The sequence below is a fragment of the Altererythrobacter sp. CAU 1644 genome, assembly GCF_029623755.1.
Lineage (GTDB): Bacteria > Pseudomonadota > Alphaproteobacteria > Sphingomonadales > Sphingomonadaceae > Erythrobacter > Erythrobacter arenosus.
This window is the reverse complement of the sequence record NZ_CP121106.1, coordinates 1883885-1897686: the sequence shown is the minus strand read 5'-3', so window position 1 is coordinate 1897686 and position 13802 is coordinate 1883885. Positions and strand designations below refer to the sequence as shown.

The following is a 13802-nucleotide window of genomic DNA, read 5'->3' as shown; positions in this document are numbered from 1 at the left end:
GCTTGCCGTAGCGTCAGGCGCCCTTCTGCTCCGCGATCCAGCGATCGATCTTCGCTTCGAGCACCGCCAGCGGCAGTCCGCCGGTGTTGAGGACCTGCGCGTGGAATTCGCGAATATCGAAATCCTTGCCCAGTGCCTTGGACGCACGCTCGCGCAGTTCCTGGATCTTGAGCGCGCCCACCTTGTAGCCCAGCGCCTGCGAGGGAATCGCGATGTAACGATCGACTTCGGCGACCACCTCGGTGCGGGTCATGCCCGAGTTCTCGAGCATGAAATCCACCGCCTGCTGGCGAGTCCAGCCCTTGGCGTGAATGCCGGTATCGACCACCAGCCGCATCGCGCGCAGTTGCTCGTCCTGCAGCGTACCGTAGCGATTCCACGGATCTTCGAAGAAGCCCATCTCGTAGCCGAGCGTCTCGGCATAGAGCGCCCAGCCCTCGATGAAGGCGGTGGTGCCGCCGAAGCGCATGAAGGCGGGCAGCGCCTCGTTTTCCTGCGCGAGGCTGATCTGGAAATGGTGCCCCGGCGCGCCTTCGTGCAGATAGAGCGTCATGTTGCCGGTCGTCAGGCGGCTGGGCAGGTCGTAGGCGTTGAAATAGAAGACGCCGGGCCGCGATCCGTCCGGCGTTCCCGAGCGGTAGGAGCCACCGGCCTGGAACTGCTCGATCGAGGGGTCGTAAGGTTCGATCTTGAGTTCGGATTTGGGCAGCAGCGAGAAGTAGTCGCCGATCTTGGCATCGACCTGCTTGCCGATGTCGTAATAGGTCTGGGTCAGCGCCTCGCGGCTTTCCGGCTTGAACTGCGCATCGGTGCGAACGAATTCGAAGAACTCGTTGAGCGTCCCGGCAAAGCCCGTCTCGACCCTGATCTTTTCAAGCTCGCTCTTGATCCGCGCCACTTCGCTGAGGCCGAGATCGTGCAGGTAATCGGCCGTCAGAGGCAGCGTCGTCGTCTGCTCGATCATCTGGGCATAGAGCTTGTCGCCGCCCTTCATCTGGCTGAGGCCGATGCTGTCGCGGGCGACCGGCAGATATTCGTCGCGCAGGAAATCGCGCAGGCGGCGATGCGAGGCATAAAGCTCCTCGGTCTTAGCGCGATAGGCTGCGGTCAGACGCGCCTTGTCGGCGTCGGAGAAATCCGCCGGAAACATGGTCGTCGGCCCCATGAACTGGGAATCCTCCAGCGGCGTGTCGATCTGGGTCGTCAGCTGCTCGATCACGATCCCGATCGTCAGGCTGGTTTCCAGCACTCCGCTCTCCATGCCTTCGCGAAAACGGGCGATCGCCCGGTCGTTATAGGCAATGTAGTCGTCGTGACGGCTGAGATTGTCTTCGTAATTGGCGACGGTCTTGAACGGGGCGGCGCCCTTCCCACTGGAGAAATTCGGGTAGAAGGTATGGAAACCGGAGAAGTGATCGACCGGGCGGACTTCGGTCAGCGCGCGGATCTCGTCGGTACTGCCGGCGAGCGATTGTTCCTCGTTATACTTGAACACATCGTAGGCAAGCTGGTCGGTCGGATCGAGCTTGCTGCGATCGATCTGCGCCAGCATCGCGAGATTGAGCTGGGTGTCGAGCCGTCCGGCGAGGAAATAGGAGTCGGTCAGATAGTCGCCCAGCCGGTCGGCGCCTTCCGAATCCCCGCGAAAGATGCGCGATAGCGGATTGAGCTCGAGGCTGCGCTCGTTCGACTCTTCGAACAGCGCGAAAAGCTTGTCGCGCTCGGTCTGCGGCTCGACCGCCTCTGCGGCTGCCTCGGCATGATGGTCGGCCAGCGCCGGGGCGGCAGGCAGCGCCAGGGCTGCACTTGCGAGAAGGGCTTTGCGAATGAAAGTCATGGATTAGTCCCTGGATGTGAGCGGCTGTCACGCAGCCACGAAAATTTGGATGATGCCCGCTAGCGAGCGGCTGGCCGATATCCTGCAAATGCTCTGCGAATGGGCATGGCTGTTCGATGAACGCCCAGACCGCGCTCAATCAAGGCACAATCGATCGCCCCCGCGCGCTACCTTGAAGCCCCGCTCTGTCACCGTGCGACTCTCGGCACTGGCCGGATCGCGGATCGGGTTGGTGTGGTTATAATGGATGAAATGGACCTTGGCGCGCTGCGCGGGCGGCAAGTCCTGCAGCATGTCCATCGTTTCGGTCACGCGAGGGTGAGGGATTTCGGACATGTCGCGGCCGGGCAGTTCGTTGTCATCCCAGAAGGTCGCGTCGAGAAACACGTAATCGAGCCGCTCGATTACGCCTGGAAACGGATCGTCGGCCAGCATCTCCCATTCTTCCCAGCTGTCGATATCGGGGATGTAGAGAAACTTGCCGCTGTACGGGTGGGTCACGGCAAATCCGACAGTTTCCGAATATTCGTCACGATGGGGAACACGCAGTCCTGCGACCATCGAGCCTTCGGCCAGAATTATCGGGAGGTCGGGCTCCATCGCCTTGATGGAGATATTGCCCAACTCGACCAACTGGCTCCACGGACCATTGCTACGCAGGAATCCCGCCATGCGCGGCATGGCATAGACCGGCACGCCTTTGGCGCCGGCCGCCTCGCGCCCGAGCCACGCCAGCCCGAGGTAATGCCCGATATGCGCATGGGTGAGGAAGATTCCGTCGATGCCCAGCCCGCCTTTTGGCGGCGCGATCGCGTCGAGCATGGCCAATTGCTCGGTAATCGCGGGGGTCGCATCGAAGAGGTAGCGCTTGCCCTCGGTCCGATCGATCAGCGCGAGCGAGCTAGGCAACAGGCGTGGGCCAGCATCCCGGGCATTGCCGATCTGTGGAGCGCCGGCATCCTGGCCAGCGCCGAGCACGACCAGTTCGCGCTGGCATTTCGCCGGGACGACATCTGCGGGCACCCCCGCCGCGGCGAGCGCGAAGGCAAGCAGGCTCACTCGATCACCCGCCCCCGAACCATCACGAACTCGACCTTTTCGAGCACCGCGACATCGGCCAGCGGATCGCCCTTCACCGCGATGATATCTGCCGAATAGCCCGGCGCGAGGCGCCCGATCTCGTTATCCAGCCCCAGCACTGCCGCCGCGCCGGTGGTTGCGCTGGCCAGCACTTCGCGGTCACTCATCCCGCCCTTGCGCATCAGCGCCAGTTCACCGGCATTCTCGCCATGCGGGAAGACCCCAGCATCGGTGCCGAATGCTGTCTTCACACCCCATTTGCGTGCGCGCTCGACGATGCTCTCGGCATAGGCGCTGACCGCGCGGATCTTCTCCTCGACCACCGGCGTGTAGAAGCCCTTGCCGAGATTTTCCTTGATCCCCTGAAACGCCATCAGGGTCGGGATCAGCACCGTGCCATTCTCGCGCATGGCCTTGGCAGCGGCTTCGTCGATATAGGTGCCGTGTTCGATCGTCTGCACGCCTGCTCGCGCGGCCGACTCGATCCCGCGCGCGCCATGCGCATGGGCCGCAACCTTGAGGCCAAGCGATTTCGCCGTGTCGGCGATCGCCTTCATTTCGGCATCGCTGAAATGCGCCTCGAGGCCCCTGCCCTGCTGGCTCAGCACGCCGCCAGTGGCGGTGATCTTGATCAGATCGGCGCCGTATTTGGAGGCCTGGCGAACCTTCTCGGCACACTCGACCGTGCCGGTGCAGGTGAAGCCCGAGTCCAGCGCCTCGCTGGTTTCGCGATTGAACCCGTTGGTCTGTTGGCCGTGACCTCCGACGATGGAAATTGTCCGCGCCGAGGTGACGACCCTCGGCCCAGACACCACGCCGTCGGCGGTCGCCCTGCGCAGGGCCTGCGTTACCTGGTCGCTGCGCGAGCCAAGATCGCGCACCGTGGTGAAACCCGCAAGCGCAGTCAGCCGGGCATTCTTGGCCGCGAGCAGCGTGTACCATTCGGGCGAGTCGACCGCCGCGCGCCAGAATTCGCCGCTGGGATCACCGGACAGATGCGTGTGGAGGTCGATCAGCCCGGGCAGCACGGTATGATCGGGCAGGTGGATCATCTCGGCGCCCTCGGGCGTCGGCTGGAATCCGTCCTCGATGCTTACGATTCGCCCGTCGGTCACCGTGATGGTCGCCGGCCCGCTTGGCTGGCCGGACGCATCGGTGATGACCGAGCCGGCGTGGATGACGGTGGTATCCGCCAGCGCAGGTGCCGCGATCAGTGCGGCAGCGGCGGCAAGCATGGGCTTGAACTTCATGTCGGCTGTTCCCCCCTAGAATCGGTGGAAGTGATGCGCCGCGAAGGCGAGCGGCGCAAGGGCTAGCTGAGCACCGGGATCAGAAGGTGTAGCCGATCCCAACTGCCCCAAAGAATTGGTCGGCGCTGCCGCGGATCGAGGTATAAGGCGTGCGCTTGGCGTCGCCCAGCAAGCGCGAATATCCGCCGATCACCACGATTGCCAGACCGCCATTGATCGCATTCCCGTCGAGATCGACCGCCAGCAGCATGTTGGCGCCAAGGCTGTTGAGGCCGCCATCGGCGGTATATTCCGGCAGGCCACTGGCAAGGCTCTGGGCGGGACTGACCGAGTAGTAATAGCCGGCGTAATCGTCATCGACGAATTCGGCGCCCAGCGACAGCGAGAGTGCGGTGCCGCGGTCGAGCGGCGTGAAGTAGGTCACGTTGGGTTCGATCACCATCCCCTCGTGCGCTCCGGCAACGTCCCAGCGCGCATCGACATTGAAGCTCAGGCTGTCGCGCGGATTGAGCGTTCCTGGCAGGCTGATCCCGGCGGCAATTCCGATCTCGAACGCGCGATCGAGTTCGCCCGCCAGCTTCACCACGTCATCCTTGATGTTGTCGGCGCGATCGCTGCGCAGCCTGAAGGTGGGGCCCAGGGCGAAGTTCGGCCCCTCCCGTGAATCGGGGATGAAGTCGAGCGCCAGTCCCGCCGGGCGGGTGTTGATGTCGACCCCGCCAAGGCTGCCCTGGATGATCGGCGCGGGGAAAACGGCATAATCGTCCGATCCATCGTAGCTCGGGCCGATACCGGCGCCGACCCCGACGCGCAGCCAATCGCCGTCGAACACATTCTCGGCCGCAATGTAGGGCGGCGGACCCCCTTCGCCCCCTTGCGCGAGCGCCCCGGTCGGGGTGACGGCGATGGCGCAGGCGAATGCACTGGCGAGAATGGCACTTTTCATCAAGATTTCCTTACGTTGGCTACCATGTAACCAGCGATCGAGGGTTGCCGTTCCAATTATTGTCGATTGCGCGGTCCCGCGCTTTGTCCAGCGTCAAAGATTGCTCCCGCCTCTCCTCTGCCCTAGGCAAAGGCGCAATGAACGGGCGCATGATCGATGTGGCAATAGTGGGGGGCGGACTGGCCGGTGGGCTGATCGCGCTCGCGCTCTATCGCCAGCGCCCCGAATTGCGCCTCGCGCTGATCGAAAGCGGCGACGTGCTGGGGGGAAATCATCGCTGGAGCTGGTTCGCGAACGACCTGTCGGACGATGGGCAGGCCCTGCTCGAAACTTTCCGCCAGGCCGAATGGGACAAGGGCTACAAGGTCGCCTTCCCGAGCTATCATCGCAGCCTCTCGACACCCTACCGCTCGCTGGCAAGCAGCGAGTTTCACAAGGGCCTGATGCGGCTGCTCCCGCCCGAGTCCGTACGCCTCAAGACCGAGGCGACAGCGCTCGACGCCGAGGGGGTGACGCTGGCAAGCGGCGAGCGGATACCGGCGCGCGCAGTGATCGATTGCCGCCTCTTTGTACCGAGCCCGCATCTTAACGGCGGCTGGCAGGTGTTCATGGGGCGCCATATCCGGCTGGCGGAGCCGCACGGGATCGACCGGCCCGTGATCATGGACGCAGCGCTTGACCAGCTTGCCCCTGCCGGAAACGGCGGCGCCTACCGCTTCGTCTACGTGCTGCCGTTGGCGGCGCACGACCTGTTTATCGAGGACACCTATTACGCCGATGACCCCGCGCTCGATCGCAGCGCGCTATCGTCTCGCATCGACGCCTATTGCCGCCGCGGCGGCTGGCAGGATGCCGAGATAGTCGGCGGGGAGACCGGTGTGCTGCCCGTGATGAGCGGCGGCGATTTCCGCGCCTACCAGCGCAGCATCGCCATTCCCGGCGTCGCCGTGGCAGGCGCACGCGGCGGGTTCTCGCACCCGCTGACGAGCTACACCGTGCCCATCGCCGTCGAGAACGCGCTCGCCATCGCCCGCGAGGTCGATTTGACAGGCGCGCAACTTGCGGCTTTCTGCGAAGCGCGGGCGCGCCGGCATTGGGGGAGGACCGGGTTCTATCGCAGGCTCGCGCGGATGCTCTTCCAGGCGGCGGAACCGCATCGCCGCCGCGATATCTTCGAAAGGTTCTACAAGCTGCCCGAAAGTCTCATCGAACGCTTCTACGCCGCGCGCTCGACGCGCACCGACAAGCTGCGCATCCTTTGCGGGAAACCGCCCGTAGCTGTTGGGCCAGCACTGGCCGCGCTTTCGTCGCGCGGCCAACCGTTAAGCGAGAACAGGGTAGCATGACCACGACACCAGCCAGCCTTTTGCAGACGAGCGCGTCGGGCGAGATTTCGGGCGACCGCTCCGCCTACGAGGGCAAGCGTGCCTGTGTCATTGGCGCCGGGTTTGGCGGGCTCGCGCTCGCGATCAGGCTCCAGTCCGCGGGGATCGCAACCACGCTGATCGAGGCACGCGACAAGCCCGGCGGCCGCGCCTATTTCTGGGAGCGGGACGGATTCACTTTCGATGCCGGCCCGACGGTCATCACCGATCCCAATTGCCTCAAGGAGCTGTGGCAGCTTTCCGGGCACGACATGGGCGAAGACGTCGAGCTGATGAAGGTCATGCCCTTCTACCGGCTCAACTGGCCCGATGGGGTCAATTTCGACTATTCGAACGACGAGGACCAGCTCTTCGCCGAGATCGCCAAACTGAACCCCGAGGATGTCGCGGGCTACCAGCGCTTCCTCGAATATTCGGAAGGGGTCTATCGCGAAGGCTACGTCAAGCTGGGCCACGTGCCCTTCCTCGACTTCAAGTCGATGCTCAAGGCGGCCCCCGCGCTGGCCAAGAAACAGGCCTGGCGCAGCGTCTATTCGATGGTGTCGAGCTTCGTACAGAGCGAGAAGCTGCGCGAGGCGCTCTCCTTCCACACGCTACTGGTCGGCGGCAATCCGATGAAGACCAGCGCGATCTACGCGCTGATCCACAAGCTCGAGAAAGATGGCGGCGTGTGGTGGGCGCGCGGCGGCACCAATCGCCTCGTCGCCGGCATGCTGCGCCATTTCGAACGGCTCGGCGGCACCTCGCGGATCGGCGACCCGGTAGTGCGGCTTCACACGATCGGCAGCCACGCGACCGAGGTCGAAACGCAGAGCGGCTGGAAGGAGCGGTTCGACGCGATCGCATCCAATGCCGATATCATGCACACCTATCGCGACCTGTTGCGCGGCACCAAGCGGGGTGACGATTACGCCCACTCGCTGTCCAAGAAGAGCTTCAGCCCGTCGCTGTTCGTGGTGCATTTCGGGCTCGAGGGGACCTGGCCCGGCATTCCGCATCACATGATCCTGTTCGGCCCGCGCTACCAGGGCCTGCTCGAGGACATCTATGATCACGGCGTGCTGCCGGCCGATTTCTCGATCTACCTGCACCATCCCACCGTGACCGATCCGAGCATGGCACCCAAGGGCAAGAGCACTTTCTACGCGCTCGTCCCCGTCGCCCATATGGGCAAGCTGGCGATCGACTGGGACCAGATCGGCCCGATGCTGGAGAAGCGCATCCTCGACGAGGTCGGGCGGCGGCTGATCCCCGACATCCACGACCGCATCGTCACCAAGTTCCACTATGCGCCCAAGGATTTCAGCCACGATCTCAACGCCCATGTCGGCAGCGCCTTCAGCCTCGAACCGCTGCTCACGCAAAGCGCCTGGTTCCGCGGCCACAACCGCGACGACGTTATCGAGAATTTCTACCTCGTGGGGGCCGGAACGCACCCCGGTGCAGGAATTCCTGGCGTGGTCGGGAGCGCAAAGGCAACTGCGGGATTGATGCTGCAGGATCTCGCTGCCAAGGGGCCAGCATGAAACGTCTAGCTGTCTATTGCGGATCGGCGTCGCCCGAGGATCCGCGCTATCTCAAGCTCGCCCGCCAGGTGGGCATATCGCTCGCCTCGCGCGGCATCGGTGTCGTCTATGGCGGGGGCCGGCTCGGCCTGATGGGCGCAGTCGCCAGCGGCGCGCTCGAGGCAGGCGGCGAAGTGATCGGGGTGATCCCCGATGCGCTCGCCAACAGCGAGGTGGCCAACCAAGACTGCACCGAGCTCTATACCGTGTCCGGCATGCATGAGCGCAAGCAGATGTTCACCGATTTGTCGGACGGTTTCATCACCATTCCCGGCGGCGTCGGCACGATGGACGAGCTGTGGGAAGCGATCAGCTGGGCGCAGCTCGGCTATCATTCCAACCCAGTCGGCCTGCTCAACGCCTTCGGCTTTTTTGACGAGCTGATCGCCTTCAATCGCAAGATGGCCGATGTCGGCTTCGTCCGCCCCGCGCACCAGAACATCCTGATCGCGGCCGACAAGATGTCGGACCTGCTCGAGAAGATGGCCGCCTATCAGCCGCACACCCCCATTTTCCGGATGAAGGCCGAGGACCTCTAGCTTGGACAGCGCGCCGCGCCCTCCCCGCAAGGTCGTGCCGCGCATGCTGGCGCCATCGCGTATCCTGCGCCCGACCATGCGCAGCGCGGGCGGCGGTCGCTATCGCGAACCCCTGGTCGCCAAGAGCTACGACATGATCGCGCAGGGCTCGAAGAGCTTTGCCGCCGCCTCCTGGCTGTTCGACCGCGCAACGCGCGAGCGGGTGTGGCTGCTCTATGCCTGGTGCCGCCGCTGTGACGACATCGCCGACGGGCAGACCCTGGGCGGCGAACTGGGCGACCAGAGCGGTATTTCCGGACGGGTGAAGGCCATCCGCGCGCTCACCCGCCGCGCGCTCGATGGCGAACCGACCGCCGATGTCGGCTTCGACGCCTTCGGCCAGGTCGCCAGCGAATGCGGCCTGACGATGGAGATGGCGGATGATGTGATCGCCGGGTTCGAACTCGACGCGGCCGGATGGCGGCCACGCGGCGAGAAGGACCTTGCGCGTTACTGCTACCACGTCGCCGGCGCGGTCGGCGTGATGATGGCGCGGGTGATGGGCGTGCCGAAGGACGATTCCGCCACGCTCGACCGGGCCTGCGACCTCGGGCTAGCCTTCCAGCTCGCCAATATCGCGCGCGATCTCGACGAGGATGACGCCGCCGACCGCTGCTACCTGCCGATGGAGTGGCTGGCGGAAGAGGACATCGAGCCCGGCCAGCTGATGAAGCCGCATCACCGCTGGGAGGTCGCGGAACTCGCCAATCGGCTGGTGCTCAAGATGGACAAGCACCTGCGGGCGGCCAAGCTGGGCACGGTCGGCCTGCCCTTCCGCAGCCGTTGGGCGGTGCTTTCCGCCGCCAATATCTATGGCGCGATCGGCTACGAAGTGCGGCGCCTGGGGCGCGATGCCTGGAACCATCGCGTGGTTGTCTCGCGCTTCGAAAAATTGCGGATCATCGCCGCCTCTTTCTTCGAGGCGCTGCGCAACAACCCGATCCCGCCCGATGAGATGCCCGAATGGACCCGCGCCGACATACTGATCGAGGTGCGGATGGCGGGCCCAATCCCCGAGCCTGATTTCAAGCCATTGCCCGACGAGGAATAGCAACCTCGTTCGCCTCGAGCTTGGTCGAGAGGCGAAGGCGCGCCCGTGTCTCGACTGCGCTCGACACGAACGGAAGCTGGGGCTAACCCGCGCAGATGATTTCAAAGCTCTTGATTGCCAATCGCGGCGAGATTGCCTGCCGCATTATCCGCACCGCGGGCGAGATGGGGATCGCCACCGTCGCGGTCTACTCGGACGCTGACGCCAAGGCGCTGCACGTGCGCAGCGCCGACGAGGCGGTGCATATCGGCCCCTCGCCCGCTGCCGAGAGCTATCTCGTGGGCGAGAAGATCATCGCGGCTGCCAAGGAAACCGGCGCCGAGGCGATCCATCCGGGCTACGGCTTCTTGGCGGAAAACGCAGGCTTCGCGCGGGCGGTAATCGACGCGGGGCTGATCTGGGTCGGCCCCAAGCCCGAAAGCATCGAAGCGATGGGCCTCAAGGATGCGGCCAAGGAACGCATGATCGCCGCCGGGGTGCCGGTGACGCCGGGCTATCTGGGCGAAGACCAGTCGGTCGAACGCCTCAAGAAAGAGGCCGACACGATCGGCTATCCGGTGCTGATCAAGGCGGTCGCGGGCGGCGGCGGCAAGGGCATGCGCAAGGTCGATGCGCCTGAGAACTTCGAGGCCGACCTCGAAAGCTGTAGGCGCGAGGCCAAGGCGAGCTTCTCCAATGACGAGGTGCTGCTGGAAAAGTGGATCACCTCGCCCCGCCATATCGAAGTGCAGGTCTTCGGCGACAGCCACGGCAATGTCGTCCACCTGTTCGAACGCGACTGCTCGCTCCAGCGCCGCCACCAGAAGGTGATCGAGGAAGCCCCCGCCCCCGGCATGGACGAGGCCACGCGCGAAGAAATCTGCGCTGCCGCCGTGCGCGCCGCCAAGGCGGTCGATTACGAGGGCGCAGGCACGATCGAATTCATCGCCGATGCCAGCGAAGGCCTGCGCGCCGACCGCATCTTCTTCATGGAAATGAACACCCGCCTCCAGGTCGAGCACCCTGTGACCGAGGAGATCACCGGGGTCGATCTGGTGGAATGGCAGCTGCGCGTCGCGAGCGGCGAGCCGATCCCGCTGCGGCAGGAGGAGCTGAGCATAAATGGCTGGGCCATCGAAGCGCGGCTTTATGCTGAGGATCCAGCCGCAGGGTTTCTCCCGAGCACCGGACGCCTCCACCATTTCGACCTAGGGGAGTACGGCCGGATCGAAACCGGGGTCGAAGAAGGCGATGCCATCAGCCCAAACTACGACCCGATGATTGCGAAGATAATCGCTCACGGGTCTGACCGGATCGACGCCATCGAGGGCTTGGCGACCATGCTCGCCGGGGTCGAGGTCTGGCCGGTCAAGACCAACGCCGCTTTCCTGCTTCGTTGTTCTACCCATCCCGATTTCGTCGAGGCCGATCTCGACACAGGCTTCATTGCCCGCAACGAAGACACGCTGATCCCCGGTGAAGCGGGCGAAGAGCATTGGCGTACGGCTGCAATGATCGGCATGGCTGAAGTTGAGGACGACGGACTTGCGGGACTTCGGTTGAACGCCTCACCCCGCCTCGTCCTGTCGCTTGCGCACAAAGGCGAGCGGCGCACGGTCGACCTGATGCAGTCAGGGCCGACATTGCCCGCCTCCGGCTTCAGTGACGGTGACCGCGTCGTCATGTTCTCGGCTGGTGAGACCCATGAGTTCGCGCTCGCTTCACGCGATGCGGGTGGCCACCATGCCCATGACGGCGACATCATCGCGCCCATGCCGGGCAAGGTCATCGCGGTCGACGTAAAGGATGGCGACAGCGTCACCGCGGGCCAGCGGCTGATGGTGCTCGAGGCGATGAAGATGGAACACGCCCTCACCGCACCGTTTGACGGCACCGTGCGCGATCTTGCGGCAACTGCCGGAGCGCAGGTCCAGGTCGAGGCTGTCTTGGCGGTTATCGAACCTTCGGACGAGGACTGATTAGGTGGCGAGCTGGCTGAAGGCAGCGGCATGGGCCGCGATTCTGATGCCCCTCACCCTCGTTCTCCACGAGGCAGCACACTATGTCGGCTACCTGATCTATGACCTCCCAAATCCCACCCTGTCCTATGCTTCGGGCGGGTTCGAGGGGATGCGCCAATACTGGATCATGTTGCGGGAGGGCGAGCGCGAAGCGGCCGAGGCGATAGCACCGATTTTCGGCGTCGGCATATCCGCGCTGTTTGGCCCGGCCCTCACTTTCCTGATGGGGGCCGTCGGCATGTATTTGCTGGCCGCCCGCAATTCGATTTTTGGCGGCGCGCTGGCGCTCGCTTGTTTCTGGCGCGCAGGTGCGATTGCGCTGCTTTACGTGCTCGGTAGGCCTGAGCACACCGATGAAGCGCATATCGCCATTACTTTGGGCATCCCGGATGTTCCGAACATGCTTGCTGGCGTAGCCGCGCTGATCGCCGCTCTTTGGCTTCTGTTCACACGGCTGGGCTGGCGCATTGTGCTGGCGATGATCGTCGGAGTCGGCGTTTCGCTGACGGTTTGGATGACCGCGTTGGGTCCGCTACTGCTTCCCGAATGACCTGGGCCAAGGAACTCGAGGAACTGCGCAAGCGCGAAGCGCTCGCCGAGGCGATGGGCGGGCCGGAGAAGGTCGCGCGCCAGCATGGCCGCGGCAAGATGGATGCCCGCGCACGGCTCGCGGCGCTGGTCGATGAGGGCAGCTTTCGCGAGATCGGCAAGATCGCCGGCAAGGGCAGCTACAACGAGGATGGCGACCTCGAAAGCGTCCTCCCCGCGCCGTTCCTGTTCGGCAAGGCACTGATCGAGGGGCGGCCGGTGGTCGCCACCGCCGACGATTTCACCATTCGCGGCGGGGCGGCCGATGCCGGGATCAGCCGCAAGATGGTGCAGGCCGAGAAGATGGCGCACGAGCTCAAGCTGCCGCTGATCCGCATGATCGACGGCACCGGCGGCGGTGGCAGCGTCAAGACGCTCGAGCAGATCGGCGCGACCTATATCCCCGCCGTTCCCGGCTGGTCGGACGTGGTGAAGAACCTCGACACCGTGCCGGTCGTGGCGCTGGCGCTCGGTCCGACGGCGGGGCTTGGCGCGGCCCGCACGGTCGCCAGCCATTACTCGATCATGGTGCGCGGGCTGTCGCAGATATTCGCCGCTGGACCGGCGGTGGTCGATGGCCTTGGCGAAAGCTACAAGGGCTCAACCGACCACCAGCAGGCAAAAGAAGACCTCGGCGGATCGGACATCCACACCCGCAACGGCGTGGTCGATGACGAGGTCGCCAGCGAGGCCGAGGCCTTCGCCCGCGCACGCCACTTCCTCTCCTTCATGCCCGAGCATGTCGGCCAGCACGCCCGCCGCTCGAACTGCATCGACCCGGTCCATCGGCGCGAGGAGGCGCTGCTCAGCCTCGTTCCGCGCGATCCCAAGGCGGTCTATTCGATGCGCCGCTGCCTCGACATGGTGTTCGACCACGGCACCGTGTTCGAGATCGGCAAGATGTGGGGCCGCGCTGCGATCACCGCCCTCGCCCGGCTCGACGGCTGGCCGGTCGCGGTGGTAGCGAGCGATCCCAGTTTCCTCGGCGGGTCGTGGGAGGCCAAGACCAGCGAGAAAGTCGAGCGCTTCGTGAAGCTCGCGGACCAGTTCCGCTTGCCGATCGTCCATCTGGTCGACAATCCCGGCTTCATGATCGGGCGTGAGGCCGAGATGGCGGGGACGATCCGCTACGGCGTCAACGCGATGAACGCGATCTACAAGGCCACGGTGCCGCTCGCCTCGGTGGTGCTGCGCCGCGCCTACGGCATTGCCGGAAGCGCGATGAGCAATGCCGAGACCTACCAATACCGCTTCTGCTGGCCCTCGGGCGACTGGGGCAGCCTGCCGATCGCAGGCGGGCTCGAGGTGGCTTACAAGTCGGAGCTCGAGGCGAGCGAGGATCCGGAAGCCGAACTGGCGGCCATTCGCGAGCGGCTCGACAAGGTCACCTCGCCCTTCCGCAGCGCCGAGCGCTTCAATGTCGAGGACATCATCGACCCGCGCGACACGCGGCCGCTGCTGTGCGAATTTGCTGATCTCGCGTGGCGAAAGCTCAAGAGCGAACCTTGATCCGGCCCGCAGG

11 protein-coding genes are annotated in these 13802 nt (G+C 64.7%); 7 read left to right on the top strand and 4 right to left on the bottom strand.

Annotated features, from left to right (window positions below; all coding sequences use genetic code 11):
- Nucleotides 1-13 precede the first annotated feature (13 nt).
- The 4 genes from P7228_RS09445 to P7228_RS09430 form a co-directional block, all read right to left on the bottom strand.
- A complete protein-coding gene (locus P7228_RS09445) occupies nt 14-1837 on the bottom strand; it encodes a DUF885 domain-containing protein (RefSeq protein WP_278014988.1) in 1824 nt (607 codons plus the stop codon).
- Between the two features lie 135 nt (nt 1838-1972).
- Complete coding sequence (locus P7228_RS09440; protein ID WP_278014987.1) at nt 1973-2896, bottom strand: MBL fold metallo-hydrolase; 924 nt, start codon at nt 2894-2896, stop codon at nt 1973-1975.
- Nucleotides 2893-4167: a metal-dependent hydrolase family protein gene (locus tag P7228_RS09435; RefSeq protein ID WP_278014986.1), complete on the bottom strand. Its 1275-nt coding sequence runs from the start codon at nt 4165-4167 to the stop codon at nt 2893-2895. Before P7228_RS09435 ends, P7228_RS09440 begins: the two co-directional genes overlap by 4 nt.
- Before the next feature lie 79 nt (nt 4168-4246).
- Nucleotides 4247-5113, bottom strand: a complete 867-nt coding sequence (locus tag P7228_RS09430) for a MipA/OmpV family protein (protein ID WP_278014985.1) — start codon at nt 5111-5113, stop codon at nt 4247-4249.
- Between the two features lie 137 nt (nt 5114-5250).
- Between P7228_RS09430 and crtY the strand changes: the two genes are divergently transcribed.
- The 7 genes from crtY to P7228_RS09395 all read left to right on the top strand — a co-directional run bounded on the left by crtY (nt 5251) and on the right by P7228_RS09395 (nt 13789).
- Nucleotides 5251-6459 carry a lycopene beta-cyclase CrtY gene (gene crtY / locus P7228_RS09425; protein WP_278014984.1) on the top strand — a complete coding sequence of 403 codons (1209 nt, stop codon included), beginning with the start codon at nt 5251-5253 and terminating at the stop codon, nt 6457-6459.
- On the top strand, nt 6456-8024 hold the full coding sequence (locus P7228_RS09420; RefSeq protein ID WP_278014983.1) for a phytoene desaturase: 1569 nt from the start codon (nt 6456-6458) through the stop codon (nt 8022-8024). The genes crtY and P7228_RS09420 overlap by 4 nt, the downstream gene beginning before the upstream one ends.
- Nucleotides 8021-8602: an LOG family protein gene (locus P7228_RS09415; protein ID WP_278014982.1), complete on the top strand. Its 582-nt coding sequence runs from the start codon at nt 8021-8023 to the stop codon at nt 8600-8602. Before P7228_RS09420 ends, P7228_RS09415 begins: the two co-directional genes overlap by 4 nt.
- 76 nt (nt 8603-8678) lie before the next feature.
- Nucleotides 8679-9692 (top strand): phytoene/squalene synthase family protein, encoded by a 1014-nt coding sequence (locus P7228_RS09410; protein ID WP_278017745.1) that lies wholly within the window; start codon nt 8679-8681, stop codon nt 9690-9692.
- A gap of 95 nt (nt 9693-9787) precedes the next feature.
- Nucleotides 9788-11650, top strand: coding sequence for an acetyl/propionyl/methylcrotonyl-CoA carboxylase subunit alpha (locus P7228_RS09405; RefSeq protein WP_278014981.1), 1863 nt, complete (start codon nt 9788-9790; stop codon nt 11648-11650).
- A gap of 4 nt (nt 11651-11654) precedes the next feature.
- Nucleotides 11655-12242 carry a hypothetical protein gene (locus P7228_RS09400; protein ID WP_278014980.1) on the top strand — a complete coding sequence of 196 codons (588 nt, stop codon included), beginning with the start codon at nt 11655-11657 and terminating at the stop codon, nt 12240-12242.
- Entirely contained in the window at nt 12239-13789 is a 1551-nt protein-coding gene (locus tag P7228_RS09395; protein ID WP_278014979.1) for an acyl-CoA carboxylase subunit beta, read from the top strand. The genes P7228_RS09400 and P7228_RS09395 overlap by 4 nt, the downstream gene beginning before the upstream one ends.
- Nucleotides 13790-13802 lie beyond the last annotated feature (13 nt).